We start from the raw sequence: 21,877 nt of genomic DNA, 5'->3' as shown, positions 1-21,877 counted from the left end.
CTGAACCCTGGACTTCCCTTCACCCATGTCCGACCTTCGTCTACCCGTTCTGCTTGCCCCCACAGCATCCGGCAAGAAAGACCTGGTGCTGCGCCTTCTGGAGGAATTCCCCGATCTCCGGGTGATCTTCTGCGACTCCCGAAAACTCTACCGGGAACTGGAGATCGGAACGGCGAAACCCCCGAAATCCATCCGGGGGGTCAACGCCTTCATGGTGGACCTCCTGAATCTCTCCGAGCAGTGGGATGCTCACCGGTTTGCCCGGGAAGCATGGAACCTGGTCGAGCGCTTTCTCGAACAGGGGGATCCGGTCCTTATCACGGCGGGAACGCCGCTTTATCTCATCGCCCTCCACCGGGGGCTTTTCCCCGCTCCCCCGCCCGATCCTGCGCTGCGCCAGCACCTTGAGCGACGGGCCCGGGAACATCCGAACCTTCCCCACCGGATGCTCCAGATGGTGGATCCCCCGCGCGCCCGCAAACTCCATCCCCACGATCACGTCCGGATTCTCCGTGCTCTGGAGGTGTTCTATCAGACCGGCGTGCCCATGAGTCTGCTCCAGAAACGGTTCCCTCTCCAGCCCCGATTCCAGCCCGTGGTGGTGGGGATTCACCGCCCCTATCCTGAATTGCGCAAAAGGATTGAGGATCGGGTGGACGACATGGTGCGGGACGGACTGTTTGAAGAAACCCAAGTCCTCTTGAAGCGCTATCCTCCCGATGCCCCGGGCTTCCGGACCACAGGGTATCGGGAACTCCTGCCCTATTTTGAAGGAAAAATCTCACGAGAGGAAGCCATCCGCCGGGTCAAACGCCGGACCTGGGAATACGCCCGTCAGCAACTCCGGTTTTTCCGGGGCTGGATGGGAGATGTTCCCTTTTTGCCGTTTGAAGAGGCCCTGAAGGAGATCCGGCAGGCGATCCGGGAAATTTACGGGCTGTCCTGAAAATCCCCGGCGTTGTTCAGGATCTCCAGCGCCTCCTCCACCTGATCTTCCGGGACCAGAACTTCGACTCCAGAAAGTTGAAGGCCCACCACCCGCTCCCACGCTTCATAGCCGAGCTGCGCCGGGATCCCCTCCGATTTCAGGAGCCCGAGAACAATGGATGCCTCCTCAAAACTCCCACAGCGATAAACCGGAACCCACTTCATGACGACGCTCGAAGGGGTGCAAGCAGACGCAGGCCGTTCAGGATCACAACCACTGTCGAACCTTCATGGGCCACCACCCCCAGCGTGAGGGGGACATTCATGAACACATTCACCACCACCATGGTGAAGATAATCCCGAAAGCAAAGGCAAAGTTCTGGAAGATGATCCTCCGGGCCTTTGCGGAGAGGCGAAGGGCGTAGGGAAGATATTCAAGTCCTTCCTTCATCAGCACCACATCTGCCACCTCCAGGGCCACATCCGTGGACGCGCCCCCAATGGCAAGCCCCACATCCGCCGCAGCCAGCACGGGACCGTCGTTCACCCCGTCCCCCACCATGGCCACCCGGCGCCCTTCCGACTGGAGTTTTCGCACCACCCTCACCTTGTCTTCCGGAAGAAGTTCCGCATACACCTCATCCACGCCCAGCTCTTTTGCCACCCGCTCTCCCACACTCCGGTGATCCCCGGTGAGGATCACGACCTTCCGATTCATGGCCTTGAGGGCCTCCACGACCCGCGGGGCTTCAGGGCGAAGGGTGTCCCGGAAGGAAAGGAGGGCCGCAGGCTTTCCGTCAATCCGGACCTCCACCACCGTGAACCCTTCGTGATCTCCGGGGGCGCGATCCGGTTTCCCCACAAAGATCTCATGCCCCTGAACGTTTCCGATCACACCCCGTCCCACCTCATACCGGAAAGACTCGGGGGGCCGGATGTCCACCCCCCGGTTTCGGGCGAACTGGACCACCGCCCGGGCAAGGGGATGTTCCGACCGGCTCTCCAGAGACGCTGCCAGAGAAAGCACCTCTTCTTCCGAAAAGCCGTTGAGGGTGGTGATTCCTTCCAGAACCACTTCCCCCCGGGTCAGGGTGCCGGTTTTGTCAAACGCCACCGTGTCTGACGCACCCAGGGTTTCCACATAGATCCCTCCCTTGAAGAGGATCCCCTTCCGGGCTGCATGGGCAATGGCGGAGAGGACGGCGGTGGGAGCCGAAAGGGCCACGGCGCAGGGAGACGCCACCACCAGAAAAACCAGACTTCGGTACAGCGCCTGGGCATGGGGCAATCCGAGAACCTTCAGAAAGAAAAGGTAAAACAGAACGGCTCCAACCACCACGCCCCAGGTGTACACCCGCTCAAACGTGTCCGCAATCCGCTGGGCCCGGGCTTTCTGCGCGCGGGCTTCCTGGATGAGGGTCAGGGTTCGGGTCAGGGTGGACTCCCGGCTCAGACGCAGTACCTCGGCCTCAAAACTCCCGTCCACCACGACCACGCCGGCCGGAATTCGATCCCCGGCCCGGTGAAATCGGGGGACCGACTCGCCCGTAATATCCGCTTCGTTGAAATGCCCTTCTCCTTTCAGGAGTTTCACATCCGTGGGTACCCTTGCTCCCGGGCGAAGAAGGATTCGATCTCCCACCTGGAGCACCTCGGGGACCACTTCCACCGAGGATCCGTCTGGAAGAAGGAGTTCGGCACGATCCGGTGTCCGTTCAAGCAGGCTCCGGATGGCCCGGCGACTCCGATCCGTGGCAAAGGTTTCCAGAGTGCTGGAAAGGGTGAACAGGAAGAGGAGAATGGCGCCTTCCTGCGGATGGCCCAGATAGGCGGCCCCCAGTGCAGCGATCACCATCAGGAAGTCCACGTTGAGCACGAGGGAACGCAGGGAACGAAGGGCTTCCACGAGGGGAAAATAGCCCCCGGCCACATACGCAAGACCGTACAGCACCCATGCAGCCTCTGGACGAAACCGCTGGGCAAGAGCCCCCAGGAGGGTAAAGAGGAGGGTGGCGAGGGTGAGCAGGGACATCTGGAGGCGGGTTTTTCTGCCCTCAGCGTCCTCGAGGGCTACCCAGAATTCGGGCAGGACGAAGGAAAGGACAAACCCCTCGGCAGGGGACGAAAGGCGTTCCACCCGGATGTGGCGTCCTTCCCGGATCAACACCCAGTGCGTGTTGGTGTATTTGCCTTCAGCAAGCGCATCCAGTTCCGGTGCAAGGTCCTGGAGCACCTTCTTGGCGTTTTCCACGAGTTCGGAACGGGACCGGGGATCCAGGACAGGATCCACGAGAAGTTCGCACGCCGGGGGCGCGCTTTCGAGATCCAGAACAAGGCGATACAGGCCTGGATGCTGCTGAAACAGCTCCAGGAGTGGTGCCAGACGTTCAGGAAGACGCTTCATCTCCGTTCCTCCCGGCACAGGAAAAACACACCCCTTCCACCACCCCATGCACCGTCTCCACCGTGCCCACCTCCCGGGCAAATTCGGCAAGGGGTGTGAGATTCACGGGAAGATCCACCACCTTCCCACACACCCGGCACTGAAAATGAAGGTGAGGGGGAAGATTTCGACGCTCCCACAGAGCCTCCTCGCCCAGCATGATCCTTCGCACAAGTCCGGCCTTTTCCAGGGCATCCAGATTTCGATACACGGTCACGAGGGACAGGGCCGGCAACTCTCTGTGAAGGATCTCAAAGATCTCCTTGGCGGTCCGGTGCTGCCCGTCCTGCAGCATCTCCAGAATCTTTTCCCGATACAGGCTCCGTTTCATGTGCAACTCCTTTGCAAGTGCAAATAATTTACAGTTTGGGGCCGGGATCATCAACCCATGGTTTCTGAAGTTCACCCATGAGTTCGGACACATGGGTAAAGGGCCTGTAGATACGTGTCGAGAACACGTTGGAACACATGCCTTAGATCTGGCGGAGGTAACGGTCTTTCGATTTTGAGCAGAATGAAAAGTCCCGAATACCTTTTCCATCTTGAAGATCCCTTCCGGCGGAAAAGTTCCTGGCGAAGTTCCTCTTTCCACCCCACGAAATTCCTGCGGAATTTCGTGGGGACCCCGGATTTGTGAAAGATCAAAGAAACGAAGGACAAAATTCATTCCCGCAGCCTTCAGATGACGAAGGAGCGTAGAGTAGCGGACGCTCCCCAATAAGATCCTTGAAAGCAAGAAGAGCTTCGGCGTGAACATCATTCCGCGATATCCCTGTATCCTCAAGCGTCTTGGACCAAAGACTTTTTGGGGTGGATTCACGACCCTGGAAGGGCGTGGCAAGGAGGGAGCCTTTATCCACGAGTCTTCCCATCCTTGAGTGTTCCGACATATTCTGTCCTGCGTGCCTGGGGTCTCTTGATTTCCGTGAAGAAATCCGGGGAAAACGTTCCTCCGAGTGAATCAGCACATAGGCAATATCTGTAGCCCGTTCAGCATCCGCAGCGTTGGGAAAGATGTTTTTGAACAGTTTTTTAAAATCGGTCGAGGGACACGATGGAGTCTCGCCATTTCCTCACCTCCTTTTTTCCTTCCTGTTCGCTAAAAATCCATACCGTATCCACCTCGAACGATCATCCGCCCCCCCTGTCCGAACTCATGTCCGAAGGTCAGATGGTTTGAAGGCGAGCCCATCCGCCGGGATGATTTTGCCATGACCCCCTGGGGAACAATCGGAGATTTTCCTGCAGACGTTCCCGCGCCAGGATTACTCGGTGCCTCATTCCCCACGAGAGGGGAAAACGCACACAGAGAAGCCTTCGGCGATGGAGGTATGCCAGCGTTCCACAGGGGAAATACGCCGGTCTCCTCCGCTCCATCTCGGGAGGAAACCCTTGCCGGGGAACGGGGCAAGCAGGAGATTTGGAGAAACAACGTGGTCAGGGGGCTTCCCGATGGAGGACGGTGGCTTATTCCGCCGGGTGGTTCCCCCCGGATGGAACGCCGTGAGCCTGGAGGGCACGGGCGAGACGGGCAAGCCCTTCCAGATCCAGGGTTTCTCCCCGCAGACGGGGGTTCATCCCTGTGGCGTCCAGAAATTCGTCCACATCCAGGTCCGGAAACGCCGCCTGCAGCACCCTCCGGATGGTCTTGCGCCGGGCCTGGAAAATCGCCCGGACCAGACGGAAAAAGATCCGTTCATCCCCCACATCCACGGGGAGTTCGGTGCGGGGGACGAGTTCCACCAGCGCCGAATCCACCCGGGGCACCGGGCGGAAAAACCGGCGGGGAATGGTGAACCGGAAGGTGGGCTCAAAGTACATCTGAATGAACACCGAAAGGGCTCCCCACGCTGAGGTCCCCGGCCGGGCGGTGGCCCGCTCGGCCACCTCCTTCTGCATCGTGAGGGCGATCCGGGAAAAAAGCCGGCGGTGTTCCACCAGTTTTTCCAGAATGGGGGTGGTGATGTAATAGGGGATGTTGGCCACGAGTTTCACCGGACCTTCCACCCCCAGTTCACGGAAAAGGCCGGGAAGATCCGTTTTGAGAAAATCGTTCTCAACCAGGAACAGGGCATAGTTCATGTGGAGGGGATAGCGCTCTTTCAGAAATCCGGCAAGCTCGGGATCCACCTCCACCGCGATCACCCGGGCCCCCCGTTCCAGCAGGGCCTGGGTGAGGTGCCCCAGACCGGGGCCCACCTCCATCACCCACTCGCCGGGCTGAACGTCCGCCGTGTCGGCGATCCGCTCCTGAATGGAGCGATCCACAAGGAAAACCTGCCCGAGACGACGCTTTCTCCGGGCCATCAGACGGAGGCCTTCTCTTTCCGAAGGGCCTTTCTCCGGGCCGGGGCCCGAAACCAGCGCCAGAACCGAAGACGCCACACCATGAACAGGGCTTCCCAGATGATGCGTTTGGACATCTTGGACACGCCTGCCCGACGTTCCACAAACACGATGGGGATCTCCACCACCGAAAACCCCAGACTATAGGCTTTCACGTTCATTTCAATCTGAAAGGCATAGCCATCCGAAACGATTTCGTCAAGTCCGATGGCGGCGAGGACCTCCCGGCGCCACCCCTTGAAACCACCGGTGAGATCCCGAACGGGCACCCCGGTGATCCACCGGGCATAAATGTTGGCAAAATACGAGAGAAGCAGACGCTTCATGGGCCAGTTCACCACGTTAATCCCTTCCGTATAGCGCGAGCCGATCACCACATCATGGGTCTGGAGCATCTGGAGGAGCCGGGGGATGTCCTGGGGATTGTGGGAGAAGTCCGCATCCATCTGAATCACATAGTCATAGCCCTGCTCAAGGGCCCATCGGAAACCCGTCACATACGCGGTCCCCAGGCCCATTTTCCCGGGACGCTCCAGGAGGTGAATCCGGGGATCTTTCTCCATCCGGCGCCGGACGATCCGGGCCGTTCCATCCGGAGAATTGTCGTCCACGATCAGAACTTCCACGTCCGGATGGACGGACAGAACCGCATCCAGGATGGCCTCGATGTTTTCGGCTTCGTTATAGGTGGGAATGACCACGAGCACCTTCGCCAATCAGCACCTCCCGGATTCGTTCTTTCAGTTCATCCAGACCCCAGCCCAGCAGGGCCGAAACAAACACCGATTGACCGGCATACCGTTCCTGCAACCGCTCCAGAACGCGGGGTTCCAGCACCATGTCGATCTTGTTGAACACCCGAAGGATGGGGGTCTTCCTGTGATCAAGGATTTCCTCCAGCACCTGTTCCACCACCTGAATCTTCTCCTCGAGATAGGGGTCTGCCGTGTCGATCACGTGGAGGATCAGGTCCGCCTCTTTCAGGATGCTCAACGTCGCATGGAAGGAGGCCACCAGTTCCGGCGGGAGATCCCGGATGAAACCCACCGTATCGGAGAGCACCACAGGGCGCGGGGTGTCAGGAAGATAAAGCAAACGGGTGGTGGTGTCCAGGGTGGAAAAGAGCTGCGGGGAGACCTCCACCTCGGCACGGGTGAGCTCCCGCATCAGGGTGGATTTCCCGGAACCTGTGTAGCCGGCAAGGCTCACCTGAAAGACCCTGCCCCTGCGGGCCCGGGCATGAATGGATTTGGTTCGTTCGATGTTCTCCAGTTTCTTCTTGAGAAACCGTATCCGCTCCACAATCCTTCGCCGATCCACTTCCAGTTTCTTTTCCCCGGGTCCCCGGGTTCCAATGCCTCCGCCCAGACGGGACAGGGCTTCTCCCCGCCCCTTGAGATGGGCCAGCCTGTGCTGAAGTTGAGCCAGTTCCACCTGGATTTTGGCATCGGCAGACCGGGCGTGGAGGGCAAAAATGTCCAGAATCAATTCGGTTCGATCCAGCACCTTCACCCCCAGGACCTGCTCGAGATTGCGCCGCTGAACGGTGGAGAGGGGACCCTCAAAGATCACCGTGTCAATCTGCAGAAGTTCCACATAGCCTCGAATTTCCCGCACTTTGCCTTCCCCAATATAGAAGGCGGGGTCCGGGGTTTCCCGGATCTGGAGAATCTTTTCCACCACCTCTCCGCCGGCCGTCTCCACGAGCTGCGCCAGTTCGTCCAGAAACTCGGCCTTGAACGTCCGTTCCCGCGAGGAACGCGCAAGGCCGACAAGAAGCACCCGTTCCGGTTGCCGGGTCAGGCCCTGATCGTCCATGGAACCTCAAGCTGCTGAAACAGGCGATCTCCGAAAAGATCGCGGAGGACCTCGCTCACATCCCGCACAAAGCCGATGTCCAAGCCTTCTTTCACCGCGTCGGGGACTTCGTCCAGCCAGGGACGGTTCGCCTCTGGAAGGAATACCCTTTGAATCCGCTGCCGTCGGGCGGCCACCAGCTTCTCCGGGAGCCCACCCACGGGAAGAACCTTCCCGGTGAGGGTGATCTCTCCGGTGAACGCCACCGTTCCCGGAACCCGCCGCCCCGAGAGGGCAGAAACCAGCGCAACAAAGATGGGGAGCCCGGCGGACGGTCCGTCTTTGGGAATGGCTCCTTCGGGAACGTGGATGTGGATGTCCACGCCGTCCAGCGCGGTTCCTGGTTTTTCCCGGTTCATGAGGGTCCGGGCAAGGGAAAGGGCAATCTGGGCGGATTCCTTCATCACATCCCCCAGGCTCCCGGTCAGGATCAGGGCGCCTTTGCCAGGATAGAGACTCACCTCAATCCGCAGGAGTGCCCCCCCGGTTTCCGACCAGGCCATGGCATACGCCACCCCCGGAGGAAGGGAGGTGTCGGCTTTGAGCTCCTCATACCGGGGCACCCCCAGCCACGCCGGGAGGTTTCGCTGGCTGATGCGCACGGGTTCAGGATTTTCCACGTATTTCCGGGCCACTTTAAGCAGAAGTCGGCGAATCTGGCGCTCCAGTTCCCGCACGCCCGCCTCCCGCGTGTAGGCGCGGATCATCCGCCGGATGGCGCCGTCCGTGATGTGAATGGCCCCTTCCGGAAGCCCCACCTCCTGGAGTTTTCTGGGGATGAGATGCCGGCGGGCAATGAAGAATTTTTCGGTCTCCAGATATCCCCGGATGGGAATGACTTCCATACGGTCGTAGAGGGGCCGGGGAATGGCAAAAGGATTGTTGGCCGTCGTGATGAAAAACACCTCGGAAAGATCAAAGTCCACTTCAAGATAATGATCCTGAAACTGGCTGTTGAGCTCGGGGTCCAGGACCTCCATGAGGGCAGCGTAAGGATCCCCCCGCCAGTCCCGCCCGAGTTTGTCAATTTCATCCAGAAGCATCAGGGGGTTTTTCACACCTGCCCGCCGGATCATCTGAATGATGCGTCCGGGGAGAGCGCCGATGTACGTCCTCCGGTGTCCCCGGATTTCGGCTTCGTCCCGCACACCTCCGAGGGACATGCGCACAAACGGCCTTCCCAGAGCACGGGCAATGGAGCGAGCGAGGGAGGTCTTGCCCACCCCTGGCGGTCCCACAAAGCAGATCACCTGACCCCGAACCTCCCCTTTGAGTTTCAGTGAGGCGAGATATTCCAGAATCCGCTCTTTGGGCTCTTCCAGACCATAGTGGTCTTCATCCAGTACCTGTCGTACGTGTTTCAAATCCAGCCGATCCGGGCTTCGCCGGTTCCAGGGCAGGGCAATGAGCCATTCCAGATAGGACCGGATCACCCCGGACTCTGGACTCATGGGGGGGATACGGCGAAGGCGGTTGAGTTCCTGCAGGGCTTTGGCCTGAACCTCTTCGGGCATGCCGGCAGCCCGGATCTGTTCCTCAAGGCGGGCGTATTCTGCCTCCTCCGTGAGCCCCAGCTCCCGCTGGATCTCCTGAAGCTGCTGCTGAAGGAAAAATTCTTTCTGCTGGCGCTCCATCCGTTCATGAACACGTTCGGAGATCCGCACCCGGAGCTCCATCCGGCCCAGGTCTTCCTCCAGCCACCGCAGAAGGAGCCCCAGGGCTTCTTCAAGGGTGGGAGCCGAAAGAAGGCGCATCCGCTGGGGCACATCCCATTCGGGATAAAAGGTCCCGAGCAGATACAGGGCCTCAAAGGGATCGTCAGGAGGGATTTCCCGAAGGTCCTCCGCCAGGGTGGCCAGACGGTCATCCAGTTCGCCCATCCGGGTGACGATTTCCAGCAACTGGCGAAAGAGGGCCTCAATCCGGTTCCTGCGGGCCCCAAGGGGATAGGGCTTCAGAGACCCCGACGCCCGGAGCACGCCCTCTTCATCCATCCAGATCCGGCGGATGCGCACCCGCTCGGATGCATGAACCACCGCCTCGTCGCCCGGGGCAGCCCGCTCCACCACGGCCGCCATCACACCCCACGGATAGAAATCGTCGGTGCCCGAGGGGTGATCGTTTTCCGGGTCCCGCTGGACGGCAAGCACCACCAGGTTCAGCCCTTCCTCATCGGGCATGGACGCCTGGAGGGCCCGCCGGGCCATATCCCGGAAGAAGCGAACGGGGATGATTTGCTTGGGAAAAACCACACCTCCCCGCACCGGGATCACCGGGGTTCCATCAAAACGCATGGTTCGGCTCACTGGGCTTCGCGCTTTTTGCGCACGATGAGGTGAGGAGGAATTCCTTCCTCCACACAGGCTTCGTCCACGATGACCTCTTCCACATCCGGCCGTGAGGGAAGGAGAAACATGGTGTCCAGAAGGATTTCCTCCAGAATGGACTTGAGGGCACGGGCACCGGTGCCGCGGGCACGCGCCTTGCGGGCAACGGCACGGAGAGCCTCGTCGGTGAACACGAGACGGGCACCTTCCAGCAGGAAATACTGCTCATACTGGCGCAGAAGCGAGTTCTTGGGTTCGGTGAGCACCCGGACCAGATCCTCTTCCGTGAGGGGATGCAGGGGGGCGATCAATCCGATCCGCCCCACGAGTTCCGGAATCAGACCATAACTCACGAGATCTTCCGGACGCACATGCCGGAGGAGAAATTCCCGCTCCTTCTCCTCCCGGGCGTGCTCTTTCAGAAACCCGATCCCCTGCCGACCCAGCCGCCGCTGGATGATCTCCTCGACCCCCTCAAAAGCACCCCCGAGGATAAAGAGGATGTTGGTGGTGTCCACCTGAATGAAGGGCTGTTCGGGGTGCTTCCGCCCTCCCTGAGGGGGAACGTTGGCCACCGTCCCCTCCAGAATCTTGAGGAGAGCCTGCTGCACCCCTTCCCCGGAGACATCCCGGGTGATGGAGGGAGAATCGCCCTTTCGGGCGAGTTTGTCCACCTCGTCCAGATACACAATCCCCACCTGCGCCCGTTCCACATCATAGTCCGCGACCTGAAGGAGGCGAACCAGGATATTTTCCACGTCCTCGCCCACATATCCGGCTTCGGTCAGGGGGGTGGCGTCGTAGATGGCAAAGGGCACCCTCAGAAGACGGGCCAGTGTCCGGGCCAGGAGGGTCTTCCCCACCCCGGTGGGTCCGAGCAGGAGCACGTTGGTTTTTTCAAAGGGCTCCCCGCTCTGGATACGGCGGTAGTGGGCATACACCGCCACGGACAGGACTTTCTTGGCGTATTCCTGACCCACCACATATTCGTCCAGAAAGGCTTTGATCTCACGGGGAGGAGGGAGATGGATTTTGAGGGGCTCGGTGGACGCCTCGCTCACCCGCATGATCTCCAGCGCCATCTCCGCGCAATTCCGGCAAATATACGCACCGGTTCCACCCACCAGCATCCCGGCCTCCCGCTCCGTCCGTCCGCAGAAGGAACAGCGGGGGAGACGGGGGCGATCATTCCGAAGACGACTCATGAGCCTTCCCGTTCCTGACGCTCCAGCACCTTGTCCACAAGGCCATATTCCACCGCTTCTTCGGCCGTCATGAAGAAATCCCGGTCCGTGTCCTGCTCGATTTTCTCAAGCGGCTGGCCGGTGTGTTTGGCCAGAATCCGGTTCAGGGTGTCCCGGGTGCGGGCGATCTCCTTGGCGTGAATCACAATGTCCTTGGCCTGCCCCTGCACCCCACCCCAGGGCTGGTGGATCATCATTTTGGCGTGAGGCAGGGCATAGCGCTTCCCGGGGGCACCGCCGGCCAGCAGAACCGCCCCCATGGACGCCGCAAGACCCACACACACCGTGACCACGTCGGGCTTGATATACTGCATCGTGTCATAGATGGCCAGGCCTGCTGTCACGGACCCTCCCGGAGAGTTGATGTAGAGAAAGATGTCCTTGTTGGGATCCTCGGCCTCAAGGAACAGGAGCTGGGCCACCACAAGGTTGGCCACATGATCGTCAATGGGTGCGCCCAGGAACACGATCCGGTCTTTGAGGAGCCGGGAATAGATGTCATACGCCCGTTCTCCCCGGCCGGTTTGTTCAATGACAATGGGCACATACTGGTTGCGTAGTTCTTTCATGGTCTCACCCCAGAATCACCTGGACGTTCACCTGTTGTTTGAGATAGTCCAGGGCTTTCCGCTGACGGATGCGTTCCACAAAGTCTCCCCAGTGCTCGGAGGCCTTGAGACGGGGAAGGAGGTTTTCCGGGCGATAGCCCAGTTCCCTCGCAAGGATCTCCACCTCTTTCTGGATCTCTTCCTCCGTGGGCTCCAGGCCCAGGTGGTCGGCCACCCGGGTCAGGATGATGGCCTGCTTCACCCGGTGCTCCGCGATCCGGCGAAGTTCCGAGCGGATGTCGTCCGAAATTTCGTCCAGACCGTAGTCTTCCCGAAAGCGCTCCTCCAGCTCGTCCAGCTCGTCCTGCACCATGGACTCGGGAAGATCGAACTGGACCTGGTTGTAAATCTCCTCGATCATCGCATGCACCACCTGATCGTCCGCCTCCTCCTCATGAACTTTCCGGAGGCGCTCCCGGACGGCTTCTTTGAGGGCCTCCAGGGATTCATACCCCAGCGTCCGGGCAAAATCGTCGTTGATTTCAGGGATAACCTGGGCAAACACCTGGTGGATCACAATCCGGTATTTTCCACGCTCCACATCCACTTCCACCGTATCCCCCGCCTTTTTCCCGATGAGGGCCTCTTTCACGGCAGGGGGCTGGGAATTGTCCACAAAGAGGAGGGCATTTTTGTTCTTTTTGAGGGTGCGCCGTCCGGAAGGGGTTTTGAGCACGATGTCCGCACGAATGGCGTCCCCTTCCTGGATCTCCCGGTCCACGGCCTCCAGGGTGGCGTGGCGGATGGCCTCCCGCTGAAGAACCTCCTCCACCTCCTGGTCCTGAACCGGGGGGATCCGCTTTTCCACCGTGATACTGGAAAAGTCGGGCATTTCAAAATCCGGAAGAACGTCAAAGGAAAGGCGAACCCGCTGACCACCTTCTTCCTCGTTTTTCTCTTCGATCTTCAATCGGGAGATGGGCTCAAGGCCCCGCTCGTCCAGTTCCTGTTTCACCACCTCTTTGAGAGCCTTTTCAAAGGCTTCCTGGTCCAGTTCATCCCCCAGGACATCGGCCACCACCTCGGGGGGCACGTGGCCCTTCCGGTATCCCGGAAGTTTCAGGTGTTTCTGATAAAGCCGGATCAGTTTCCGGCGCTCTTCGTCAATGCGCTCGCCAGGAACAAACACCGTCACCTCCCGGCGGGCCTTTTTGGCATCCGGATGCACGGGTCGACTGAGCACGATCTCACCTCCTCGTTTGCTTGCGGGGTGATTATACGATACCCGGGAAAGACTTACAACCGGACAGGGTTTTTGACAGGATGGGCGCCGGACCGTATGATGAAGGCAACCTGAGAGAAACCATGAAAACCTGCCGTAGTTGCGGAGGGGAACTTCCGAAAGGGGCGTTGTTTTGCCCCTATTGCGGTGAGCGGGTGGAGCGGATCCGCGATGTTTATCATCCCGTCTCGGTGATGTTTGTGGACATCGTGGGCTACACCCGGCTGGTGCAGACCCGATCCCCTGAAGACGTGGCCGCCATCACCACCGCCTTTTTTGAACTTCTCGACGATGTGGTTCGTGCATCCGGGGGAATGGTCTATCAAAAACTGGGAGACGGGGCCCTCTGCGTGTTTGGCTATCCCCGGGTGATGGAAAACTCTGCTCTTCAGGCCCTCCAGACCTGCCTCTCTCTCCAGGATCGTCTCGGTGAGGTGGATCCGGACCTTCAGGTTCACGGAGGTGTGGCCACAGGGAAAGTCCTGGTGGTCCCCGGGAAAGAACTTCGCTTTGTGGGGGAGGTGATGAATCTCGCCGCACGCCTGGAGGGACTTTCCGGACCGGGAGAGTTTTTCACCGATGTCACCACATTTGAGCGTGCCCGGCACGCCTTCCATTTTGATCCCCTCGGCTCCGTTGAGGTTCCAGGCTTCGGCCATCATAACGTGTTCGCGCTCAAAGGGGCCAACACCCTGAATCCCACCTGGAGAAACACACCGGGAAGGGTGTTTGTGGGCAGGGAACGGGAGCTTCTGGTGCTCGAAAAAACCTGGGCCCGGTTTGAAGCCGGGGATCACCACCCGGTGATGATGCGGATCCAGGGTGAACCCGGCGTGGGCAAGACCCGTCTCATGCTGGAGTTTCTTTCCCGTGTCCCTCCCAACCGTGTGCTGGTGGCCCGTGCCCTTCCCTACGGGATGCCCGCTTCCGGACCCATCCTCCATGCCCTCCGGAGAGCCCTCTCCACCCAGTCCGAGGACCTTGCCACATCGTTGTTTGGGGAAAACCCGAACATCGCGAGCCGGATCCAGGCCTATGCTCGGGATCTTCTCCCGGAAGATGCGGATGAGGCGGTGCAGGTCCTGGTGGGCATTTTTACTTCTCTTCTCATGGAACCCCGGATTCTCGTCCTGGACGATATCCAGTGGGCGGACAAACGCACATTCGACGTGATCCGGGAGCTGTTTCACCGGAGACTCCCCCTCTTTTTCCTGGTGGGGGCCCGTCCACCGGACCCCGGTCAAACCGTCTGGCAAAATGCCCTTGAGGAAATGGAACGGGAAATTCCCTCCACCGTGATCCGCCTTCAGCCTTTCACCCGGGAAGAATCCTGGCTGTTCTGGGAAGTCCTGTCGGACATGGCTCCCGACGAACAGGCGTTTGAGGAGGCGTTGCAGCGGAGCGGGGGCATTCCGCTCTTCCTTGAGGAAATCCATCGGCTGCTGACAAACGGAAACTTTTCCTCCCAGGACCTGCCGGACCGCGTGGGAGACATTTTCCGAGCGAGGCTCAATGACTTCCCCGCCTCCGCCCAGCGTTTTCTGGAGTGCGCATCCCTGATGGGTCCGGTGTTTCCCCCTCGACTCGTGATCCGGGCCCTGGGATACTCCGATCGGGAAGGGCAGGATGTTCTGGACCTCCTGAAACGTCATCATATGCTGGACCCCGGCAATCGCCTCGCCGAGCCGTCGGACGAACTCGCGTTCCGACACGTGCTCCTTCAGGAAGCCGTGCTGTCCAGTCTTCCCCGGGATCGCCTGAGGCACTATGCGCAAACCCTGATGTATCTTGTGGAGGAGGAACCCTCTCTGCCGGGCTTTTCCAGGTCCCAGCTCTGCGCGCGCCTTGCATGGCTGGCGGGGGAAAAAGAAAAGGCCGCCCGACATCTCCTTGAGGCTCTTGAGGATCTCACCCGGATCGGTGACTGGGGTCAGGCCTCCCGTTTCATCGCCATGTTCAACGGAATTGAGAACGATGTGGAGGAAGATACGGCCCGGGAGCTCGTGAAGACCCAGATCCGCATTCGTCTCAAAACCGGTTCGGGCGGGAAGGCCCTGAACATGATGGAGGCCTTCCTGAATGACCATCCGGATGACCTGGATGCATACCTGCTCGAAGCCGAAATCCTTGAAGAACTCGGAGACTTCAGGGAAGCCCATAAACGTCTCTCGCGTATTCAGAGCGAAGACCCTGGGTTCAGGCGCAGGCAGGCCCTGACCCTCCTCCGCCTTTCTTCCGTTTCGGGACGAACAGAGGATGTGAAGGCTCTCTGGTCAGAACTTGCCCATCTCACCCGATCGGAAGATCCCCTGACCCGGGTGGAAGCCCTCCTTCTTCGCCTCGACACCCTCCCCTACACCCAGGTGAAGGAACGGATCCGTTTGTGCCGGGAAGCCCTGAGCATCGCGGAAGCCCACAACCTGAACAGCCACGCTCAGCAGGCACGAAACGCCCTGATCGTTCATCTCATGGACCGGGGGTTTGTGTCTGAAGCTTTTGACCACCTCAACCAGGTGCTTGAGAGCGCTCGAGACCTGGGGAACCGGAAGGAGGAGGCTCTGGCCATCTATAACCGGGCATGGCTTCTTGCCCAGGTGGGGGCCTTTCGGCAAGCCCGGAGGGATCTGGAACACTACAGGACCATGAGTGCAGAAGCAGGCTATCGCCGGGATCAAATGTATGGACACTGGCTCCAGGCTTTCATCGCCAAAGGGGAAGGAAACACGGACGAAATGCTCCGGGCGATGAGCGAAGCAAGCACCCTGGCCTGGCGTCTTGGACTTCATGCCTCCCGGGCATATCTGATGGACGACTTCGCCCATCTTCTCATGGAAGTCGGCCGTCCGGCCGGCCTTGCGCTGGCCCGCCGGTCCTGGGATGCCTGGCCACACTACCGGAAGCTGTTCTTTCTCTGGCGATGGGACCTGGAAGAGGTGGATCCTGAAGACATCTTGCGGCATCTGCCTCACCACCTTCCCTGGAGTGAATGGCTGGATCTCCTGAACAAGATGATGGACAAGAACCCCCGAATGCGCGCCCGCCTCGAATGGAAGGCCCGGAAAATCTATGCCTTTGTGCTCTCCTGGACGCCGGAACGCCTGAAGCCTTCCCTCCTGAACCATCCCTGGTACGGGTATCTGGCGGAAGCGGCCTGACTCATCGGTCCCGTAGGGGTTTGAATCCCCCTTCCCGAACCACGTCCTGATCCCGGTAGGGATACCGGGTTCCCCGGATCTCCTGATAATCCTCGTGGCCTTTCCCGGCAATCAGAACGCATCCACCGGGAGGGACTTCCCGAAGGGCATGGAGCACGGCCGTTTGCCGATCCGGGATCACCGTGGCATTCCCCTCCATCCCCGAAAGGATGTCCCGAAAAATCTGCTCCGGATCTTCCCCGCGGGGGTTGTCCAGGGTGAGGACCACCCGATGGGCCAGGCGTTCCGCGATCCGCCCCATCCGGGGGCGTTTCCCCCGGTCTTTTTCTCCGCCCGCACCGAACACGATCCACACGGTGGAAAAGTGCTTTCGCAGGCTTTCAAGTGCCTTGCGAATGCCGTCGGGGGTGTGGGCATAGTCCACCACCGCCACCCGATCCCCTGGCCCCAGGAACATCTCCATCCGGCCGGGAACCCCGGGAAAGGTGGCAACCGCCTCCTGAATGACCTCCCAGGCAACCCCCAGTTCCCGGACAGAGGCCACGGCTGCAAGGAGATTGTCCCGGTTGTAATCCCCGATGAGGGGAAGGAACACCCGGTGGCCGTTCACCGAAATTTCGAGTCCGCGTGGGGTTCGTTTCAGGATGCGGGCGTGGTAATCCCCTCCCCTGCCCAGGCGCACCACCCGGCCCCGGGCGTGCCGGATCATGAAATCGCTCCACGGCCCCAGCCGGACCAGGCTGGTTTCGCTTTGTGCAAAGAGTTTTGCCTTGGCTTCCGCATAGTTGCGCATGGTCCGGTGATAGTCCAGATGGTCCCGGGTCAGGTTGAGGAAAATCCCCTGAGCAAACAGAAGCCCCTGGGTGCGCCCCTGATCCAGGGCGTGGGAGGAAACCTCCATCACGGCAAAGGACCCTTCCTGCCGGAGGGTTCGGACAAGGAGCCGGGCAAGACGAAGGGGAGGGGGGGTGGTGTGGGAAGCCCGGAGCGCCTCGTCCGGAAGACGGTATTCCAGCGTGCCAAGACGGGCACCCTTCCAGCCGGCAGAGCTCAGGATGTGGTGGATGAGATAGGTGGTGGTGGTTTTGCCGTTGGTGCCCGTGACGCCGATGAGGGTGAGGCGGGAGATCTCTGGATAGAAGAGATTCCGGAGGGTGAGGAGGTCCTCAGGGGTGAGAGGGCGGTGGGCATGGGGCACGGGCACGTCCAGCGCCTCTTCGCTGAGGATGGCGGAAACACCCCGACGGACGGCTTCATGCGCGATGTCGCGGGCGGAATGTCGCACCCCCCGCCGGATCACGAGGAGCACACCCGGACCGGCATCGTCCGCCCAGTCTGTGACCTCCTGAAGTTCCGCGTCTTGATCCGGACGGGGAAGCCCCAGGGCCCTCAGTACGTCAGACCATCGCGGCATGGGGGAATGATACGGAATCCGGGACGAAACGTCCGCTTATTTCTGCCACAGACCGTGCTGAATCCCATCCAGGATCGGAATGGCCCAGGTTCCGGTCTTCCCCTGCCGGGTGGGAGGATAGGCGACCACAGCACCAGCCGATTCAGCCGTTTTGGGCCTCCTTCTCGATTTTGTCTCCGCAATACACCCGCACGATGGACTGCTCGTGTTCGACAAGGGGCGCCCGCATTCCGAATCTTCCCACACGATTTCCACATATCGAACGCGCATCCCTGTTCTCGTTCGGACTTCGGAGGGTCTCACCCTTTGATGGTGAGGGGTTCGGGACCCTCTCGCACCCCAAAAACCTGCCAGGCGTGTACCTTGCGCCACGGTGGATCGCGTTTCTGCAGGGTCGGCGCAACGATGGAATGAATGGACCCTTCACCGCCCAGGGTGTATCCTTAAACCATGCGCGTTCTTGCTGCCATCCCCGTTCGAAATGAAGAGGCCACGCTGGAGGCGGTGCTTCAAGGATGCCGGAAAACCGGCTGTGAAATCCTGGTGGTGGACGACGCCTCCACCGACGCCTCCCCGAAGATCGCCCGTCGCTTCGCCCGGGTGATCCGCCATCCCGAACCCCGGGGATACGGTGCTGCTCTCAAAACCGCCTTCCAGTATGCCCTGGCAACCGGTGTGGATGTCCTCATCACCCTGGATGCCGACGGTCAGCACCCTCCGGACTGGATTCCCCGATTCCTCCAGGTTCTGGAAGAAACCGGTGCGGACGTGGTTTCCGGAAGCCGGTATCACCCCCTGTCCCTGCGTCTCGACGCCCCACCTCCCGAACGCCGGCGGGTGAACCGGTGGATGACCTTTTATCTTCGTCGTTTCTGGGGCCTTCCCATCACGGACGCCTTCTGCGGCTACAAGGCCTATACCCCCCGGGCCCTCGCCCTCCTTCAGGACATCCAGGAGCCGGGGTATGCCATGCCCCTGGAAGCCTGGCTCCGCCTTGCCCGGGGAGGTGCCCGGATCGTGGAAATTCCGGTCCCCCTTCTCTATCCTGCCCCTCAGCGCCAGTTCCCCGGCGAAATCCGGGAAATGTGGCGCCGCTGGCACTATTATGCGGAGGTCATCCGGAAAACCCGGGATCGTTTTGAGGGGGCGGACAAAAACGTCCTGTGTGTCCTGGAGGAGCACGGATGAACCTTTTTCTTGTGTTCGTCGCCGTGCAAAATCCCGCCGATATCGTGGCGCGGATTGAAAACCTCTATCGGGGCCAGACCGCCCATGCCATCGCCCGGATGGAAATCCAGACCGAAGCCTGGCACCGTACCCTGAAACTTGAGATGTGGTCCCGGGGACGGGACACCGCACGGATCGTGGTTCTGGAACCGCCCAAAGAACGGGGTGTGACCACCCTCCAGATCGGCCACGTGATCTGGAATTCCATTCCCCGTCTGCGTCGCCGAATCAAAATCACGGAAGGGATGCTTGCCGAGTCCTGGATGGGAAGCCATTTCACCTATGACGACATGGTGAAGGAGACCCGCATCGAGTCCCTGTATGTGTTCCGTGTTCTGAAGGAAAGTGGGGACACACTGGTTCTGGAAGGCATCCCCCGGGAAAACGCACCAGTGGTGTGGGGGAAAATCGTCTATACCCTCCTCCAGGACCGGCTCATCCCCCTCCGGGTGGAGTATTACGATGAGGAGGGAAACCTGGCCCGGGTGATGACCTTTTCCGACGTTCGCCGGGTGAAAAACCGGTGGATTCCCTTCCGGATGCGCCTTGAGCCGGCAGGACGGGACGAATACACGGAAGTGGTGTATGAACGTCTGGAGCTGGACGTGCCCATTCCTTCCCGCATGTTCTCCCCCCAGACCCTGGGGGATTGAGGATGCTGGGCTTTCTTGCCCGACTTGCCTGGCGAAATCTCTGGCGGAACCGCCGCCGCACCCTGCTCACCCTCTCGGCCATGGTGTTTTCCGTGGGGTTCCTGATCCTCATGCTTTCCGCGTGGGAAGGGATGATGGACGACACCCTGACCTCCGTCACCCGGACCTACTATGGCCACCTTCAGGTGGCGCAGAAGGGCTTTTTCTCTCACCCCGTTGTCTGGAAAACCCTTCCGGAGCGTCTTGCCGACTCCCTCAGGGCCCTTCCGGACGTGGAAGGGGTGGCTCCCCGGCTGGAAACCTGGGTACTGCTCCTTGGAAAAGAAACCTCCTCTGCAGGACGCCTTCTGGGGCTGGATCCTGAACGTGAGGGGAAGGTCTCCCTGCTTCCCACCCTGATCCAGGACGGATCCTTCCCGAACGCTGGAGAGATCGCGCTGGGGGTGGATCTCGCCCGGGGTCTGGACGTGGGGGTGGGCGACACGGTGGGGATTCTGGGCCAGGCGGCGGACGGATCCCTCCTTGCCGAAAACCTGGTGGTCACGGCTGTGTTCCGTTCGGGCAACCCCCTGCTGGATCGTCAGGCGTCCATTCTTCACATCCGGGAACTCCAGCGGCTGCTGGTGCTCCCGGGGAAGGCGCACACCCTTGTGCTCCGGGTCCGGGATCCCATGGCGGTGGGCACCTGGAAGGCCCTCCACAGCCTGGAACTGGAAAAACTCCATCTGGAGGTGAAAAGCTGGATGGATTTTCTCCCGGCCATTGCTCACATCGTTCAGATCTGGCGGGCCAGCGAAACTTTCTTCGGGATGCTGTTCTATTTTGCCGTGGTGCTCGTTTCCCTCAATACCCTCTATATGATGTTCTTTGAGCGGGTGTATGAGTTTGCGGTGTGGATGGCCATGGGGCTCCGGCGGCGGAACCTTTTCTGGATGATCCTTCTGGAGGGCGTGTGGCTTGCCGGTCTTGCGTCCCTCCTCGGGGGTGTTCTGGGCTATCTCCTGGCCCTGGTGCTCCACCTCCATCCCGTGGATCTGTCCCGGTGGCTGGATCCGGTGCGATATGCCGGCGCGGTGATCCCCCCGCGCATCTTCGCCATCCCCAACGCCTACAGCGTGGGAATTCCGGTGCTCCTCCTTTTTGCGGAAGCCGTGCTCCTTGTTCTGTTCCCCGCACGAAGACTCCGGAAGATCAACGTTCCTCAGGTGATCCGGGAGGTGCGTCTCTGATGAGGGCGATGTGGCTTCTGGCGTGGAGAAACCTGTGGCGGAACCGCCGACGGACGCTGCTCCAGGTTCTGGCCATCTCGGGGGCGGTGTATCTTTCCACCTGTTTTGAGAATCTGGCCATGGGCGAATACGAGGACATCATCCGGATGGGTGTGCGAACCGGAAGTGGCCATGTCGCCATATACCGGAAAGGATATCTGAAAGAACGGAAATTCAAACTCCATTTCGCCCTCGGACCCTGGCTGGATTCCCTGAAAGCCCTGCCGGAGGTGGAAGGCGTTTTTCCCCGGCTCTATGCCCCGGGCCTCGCCCGTTCCTTTCGGACCAACCGGGCTGCCATGATCATCGCCCTGGAGAAGGAAGACATGGCCACCCACCCCTTCCTCCAGAAGGGCCTGCGCGGTTCTCTGCCGGGAGCCCGGGAAGCGGTGGTCGGCACGGACCTTGCAGAGGCGCTCGGCCTTCAAAAAGGCCGAAAATTTGTGGTGGTGCTCCAGGATTTTGAGGGAGAACTCACAAGCCTTCTCTTCCGGGTGTCCGGCGTGGTTCACACCGGCGTCCCGGAACTGGATGGAGGCGCCGTGTTTGTGGACCGGACCTTCCTGGCTTCTCTCCTGGGAGATGCGCGCCAGGTGCACGAGGTGGCCATCATGGCCCGGAAAGGCGTGCGGGTGCCCCGGCTTCTCGCGAAGGTGCAGGCGGTTCTCCCGGAGGCCGACCTGGAGGCGGTTCGATGGGAGGAGGCCATGCCTGAACTCAAAAGCGGCATCGCCATGGACCACGCCAACCTGATCCTCATGAACGTTTTGATTTTTCTGATCGTCGCTGTGGGCATGCTGAACGTGATGTTTATGAGCGCGCTGGAACGGGTTCGGGAATGGGGGATTCTGCGTGCCCTCGGCCTGCGACGGGCAACCGTTCTCCGTCTGGTCCTTGCGGAAGGGATCCTTCTCGGTGCCGTGGGCATGCTCGTGGGGAGCGCCCTCACCGTCCTGACCGCGGCCATCACCGGCCACACGGGCGTGGATTTCCGGTGGCTCATGGGCGAAACCTCATCGGTGTCTTTCGCGGGAATCGCCTGGGAGCCCGTGGTGTATCCCCGGATGAACTGGACGATTCTTGCCCTGTATTGCGGTGCGGTGGTTCTCCTCTCTCTCCTGGGGGGACTTTTCCCCGCACGGTGGGCCGCATCCCTCAAACCCGCCGAGGCTCTCCGGCGATGAG

At 60.5% G+C, this 21,877-nt stretch carries 17 protein-coding genes; 6 read left to right on the top strand and 11 right to left on the bottom strand.

All coding sequences use genetic code 11. From position 1 onward, the window contains the following. Positions 1-25: 25 nt before the first annotated feature. Complete coding sequence (miaA, locus tag AC6HU3_RS08730) at positions 26-946, top strand: tRNA (adenosine(37)-N6)-dimethylallyltransferase MiaA (protein WP_497473386.1); 921 nt, start codon at positions 26-28, stop codon at positions 944-946. Here miaA and AC6HU3_RS08725 read toward each other — a convergent pair. The 10 genes from AC6HU3_RS08725 to tig form a co-directional block, all read right to left on the bottom strand. Beyond that, entirely contained in the window at positions 931-1,152 is a 222-nt protein-coding gene (locus AC6HU3_RS08725) for a putative signal transducing protein (protein ID WP_497473385.1), read from the bottom strand. The two genes, miaA and AC6HU3_RS08725, sit on opposite strands and share 16 nt — an antisense overlap. After that, positions 1,149-3,332, bottom strand: coding sequence for a heavy metal translocating P-type ATPase (locus AC6HU3_RS08720; RefSeq protein WP_497473384.1), 2,184 nt, complete (start codon positions 3,330-3,332; stop codon positions 1,149-1,151). Before AC6HU3_RS08720 ends, AC6HU3_RS08725 begins: the two co-directional genes overlap by 4 nt. Beyond that, the gene (locus tag AC6HU3_RS08715; RefSeq protein WP_497473383.1) at positions 3,316-3,702 is read right to left on the bottom strand and encodes a Fur family transcriptional regulator; all 387 of its coding nucleotides are present in this window, start codon (positions 3,700-3,702) and stop codon (positions 3,316-3,318) included. Before AC6HU3_RS08715 ends, AC6HU3_RS08720 begins: the two co-directional genes overlap by 17 nt. 1,136 nt (positions 3,703-4,838) lie before the next feature. Beyond that, positions 4,839-5,678: a 16S rRNA (adenine(1518)-N(6)/adenine(1519)-N(6))-dimethyltransferase RsmA gene (gene rsmA, locus AC6HU3_RS08710; RefSeq protein ID WP_497473382.1), complete on the bottom strand. Its 840-nt coding sequence runs from the start codon at positions 5,676-5,678 to the stop codon at positions 4,839-4,841. Next, a complete protein-coding gene (locus AC6HU3_RS08705; protein ID WP_497473381.1) occupies positions 5,678-6,433 on the bottom strand; it encodes a polyprenol monophosphomannose synthase in 756 nt (251 codons plus the stop codon). Before AC6HU3_RS08705 ends, rsmA begins: the two co-directional genes overlap by 1 nt. Further along, on the bottom strand, positions 6,399-7,535 hold the full coding sequence (gene hflX / locus AC6HU3_RS08700; protein WP_497473380.1) for a GTPase HflX: 1,137 nt from the start codon (positions 7,533-7,535) through the stop codon (positions 6,399-6,401). Before hflX ends, AC6HU3_RS08705 begins: the two co-directional genes overlap by 35 nt. Next, positions 7,517-9,868: an endopeptidase La gene (lon, locus tag AC6HU3_RS08695; RefSeq protein WP_497473379.1), complete on the bottom strand. Its 2,352-nt coding sequence runs from the start codon at positions 9,866-9,868 to the stop codon at positions 7,517-7,519. Before lon ends, hflX begins: the two co-directional genes overlap by 19 nt. An 8-nt stretch (positions 9,869-9,876) precedes the next feature. Beyond that, positions 9,877-11,106: an ATP-dependent Clp protease ATP-binding subunit ClpX gene (gene clpX, locus AC6HU3_RS08690; protein ID WP_497473378.1), complete on the bottom strand. Its 1,230-nt coding sequence runs from the start codon at positions 11,104-11,106 to the stop codon at positions 9,877-9,879. Further along, the gene (gene clpP, locus AC6HU3_RS08685) at positions 11,103-11,714 is read right to left on the bottom strand and encodes an ATP-dependent Clp endopeptidase proteolytic subunit ClpP (RefSeq protein WP_497473377.1); all 612 of its coding nucleotides are present in this window, start codon (positions 11,712-11,714) and stop codon (positions 11,103-11,105) included. The genes clpX and clpP overlap by 4 nt, the downstream gene beginning before the upstream one ends. Before the next feature lie 4 nt (positions 11,715-11,718). Beyond that, a complete protein-coding gene (gene tig / locus AC6HU3_RS08680; RefSeq protein ID WP_497473376.1) occupies positions 11,719-12,936 on the bottom strand; it encodes a trigger factor in 1,218 nt (405 codons plus the stop codon). 80 nt (positions 12,937-13,016) lie between these two features. Here tig and AC6HU3_RS08675 point away from each other — a divergent pair, with 80 nt between their 5' ends. Continuing rightward, positions 13,017-16,130 carry an AAA family ATPase gene (locus AC6HU3_RS08675; protein WP_497473375.1) on the top strand — a complete coding sequence of 1,038 codons (3,114 nt, stop codon included), beginning with the start codon at positions 13,017-13,019 and terminating at the stop codon, positions 16,128-16,130. Between the two features lies 1 nt (position 16,131). On the opposite strand, the gene AC6HU3_RS08670 is transcribed toward AC6HU3_RS08675, so the two are convergent. After that, positions 16,132-17,544, bottom strand: a complete 1,413-nt coding sequence (locus tag AC6HU3_RS08670; protein WP_497473374.1) for a UDP-N-acetylmuramoyl-L-alanyl-D-glutamate--2,6-diaminopimelate ligase — start codon at positions 17,542-17,544, stop codon at positions 16,132-16,134. A gap of 450 nt (positions 17,545-17,994) precedes the next feature. On the opposite strand from AC6HU3_RS08670, the gene AC6HU3_RS08665 reads away from it, so the two are divergent. Genes AC6HU3_RS08665 through AC6HU3_RS08650 form a run of 4 tightly spaced genes read left to right on the top strand, consistent with a single transcriptional unit; the run spans position 17,995 to position 21,876 of the window. Continuing rightward, entirely contained in the window at positions 17,995-18,732 is a 738-nt protein-coding gene (locus tag AC6HU3_RS08665) for a glycosyltransferase family 2 protein (RefSeq protein ID WP_497473373.1), read from the top strand. Further along, on the top strand, positions 18,729-19,424 hold the full coding sequence (locus AC6HU3_RS08660; RefSeq protein ID WP_497473372.1) for an outer membrane lipoprotein-sorting protein: 696 nt from the start codon (positions 18,729-18,731) through the stop codon (positions 19,422-19,424). Before AC6HU3_RS08665 ends, AC6HU3_RS08660 begins: the two co-directional genes overlap by 4 nt. A gap of 2 nt (positions 19,425-19,426) precedes the next feature. Continuing rightward, a complete protein-coding gene (locus AC6HU3_RS08655; protein WP_497473371.1) occupies positions 19,427-20,653 on the top strand; it encodes an ABC transporter permease in 1,227 nt (408 codons plus the stop codon). Further along, positions 20,653-21,876, top strand: a complete 1,224-nt coding sequence (locus AC6HU3_RS08650; RefSeq protein WP_497473370.1) for an ABC transporter permease — start codon at positions 20,653-20,655, stop codon at positions 21,874-21,876. The genes AC6HU3_RS08655 and AC6HU3_RS08650 overlap by 1 nt, the downstream gene beginning before the upstream one ends. Position 21,877: the final 1 nt, after the last annotated feature.

It is taken from the genome of Caldifarcimen microaerophilum (assembly GCF_055387105.1).
This window is presented reverse-complemented; position numbering and strand designations above follow the sequence as displayed.

What these genes read in the sequence shown, in the direction of transcription:
- miaA (WP_497473386.1), top strand. Translation starts at nt 26, where the DNA reads ATGTCCGACCTTCGTCTACCCGTTCTGCTTGCCCCCACAGCATCCGGC.
- AC6HU3_RS08725 (WP_497473385.1), bottom strand. Translation starts at nt 1,152, where the DNA reads ATGAAGTGGGTTCCGGTTTATCGCTGTGGGAGTTTTGAGGAGGCATCC.
- AC6HU3_RS08720 (WP_497473384.1), bottom strand. Translation starts at nt 3,332, where the DNA reads ATGAAGCGTCTTCCTGAACGTCTGGCACCACTCCTGGAGCTGTTTCAG.
- AC6HU3_RS08715 (WP_497473383.1), bottom strand. Translation starts at nt 3,702, where the DNA reads ATGAAACGGAGCCTGTATCGGGAAAAGATTCTGGAGATGCTGCAGGAC.
- rsmA (WP_497473382.1), bottom strand. Translation starts at nt 5,678, where the DNA reads ATGGCCCGGAGAAAGCGTCGTCTCGGGCAGGTTTTCCTTGTGGATCGC.
- hflX (WP_497473380.1), bottom strand. Translation starts at nt 7,535, where the DNA reads ATGGACGATCAGGGCCTGACCCGGCAACCGGAACGGGTGCTTCTTGTC.
- lon (WP_497473379.1), bottom strand. Translation starts at nt 9,868, where the DNA reads ATGCGTTTTGATGGAACCCCGGTGATCCCGGTGCGGGGAGGTGTGGTT.
- clpX (WP_497473378.1), bottom strand. Translation starts at nt 11,106, where the DNA reads ATGAGTCGTCTTCGGAATGATCGCCCCCGTCTCCCCCGCTGTTCCTTC.
- clpP (WP_497473377.1), bottom strand. Translation starts at nt 11,714, where the DNA reads ATGAAAGAACTACGCAACCAGTATGTGCCCATTGTCATTGAACAAACC.
- AC6HU3_RS08675 (WP_497473375.1), top strand. Translation starts at nt 13,017, where the DNA reads ATGGGCGCCGGACCGTATGATGAAGGCAACCTGAGAGAAACCATGAAA.
- AC6HU3_RS08670 (WP_497473374.1), bottom strand. Translation starts at nt 17,544, where the DNA reads ATGCCGCGATGGTCTGACGTACTGAGGGCCCTGGGGCTTCCCCGTCCG.
- AC6HU3_RS08665 (WP_497473373.1), top strand. Translation starts at nt 17,995, where the DNA reads ATGCGCGTTCTTGCTGCCATCCCCGTTCGAAATGAAGAGGCCACGCTG.
- AC6HU3_RS08660 (WP_497473372.1), top strand. Translation starts at nt 18,729, where the DNA reads ATGAACCTTTTTCTTGTGTTCGTCGCCGTGCAAAATCCCGCCGATATC.
- AC6HU3_RS08655 (WP_497473371.1), top strand. Translation starts at nt 19,427, where the DNA reads ATGCTGGGCTTTCTTGCCCGACTTGCCTGGCGAAATCTCTGGCGGAAC.
- AC6HU3_RS08650 (WP_497473370.1), top strand. Translation starts at nt 20,653, where the DNA reads ATGAGGGCGATGTGGCTTCTGGCGTGGAGAAACCTGTGGCGGAACCGC.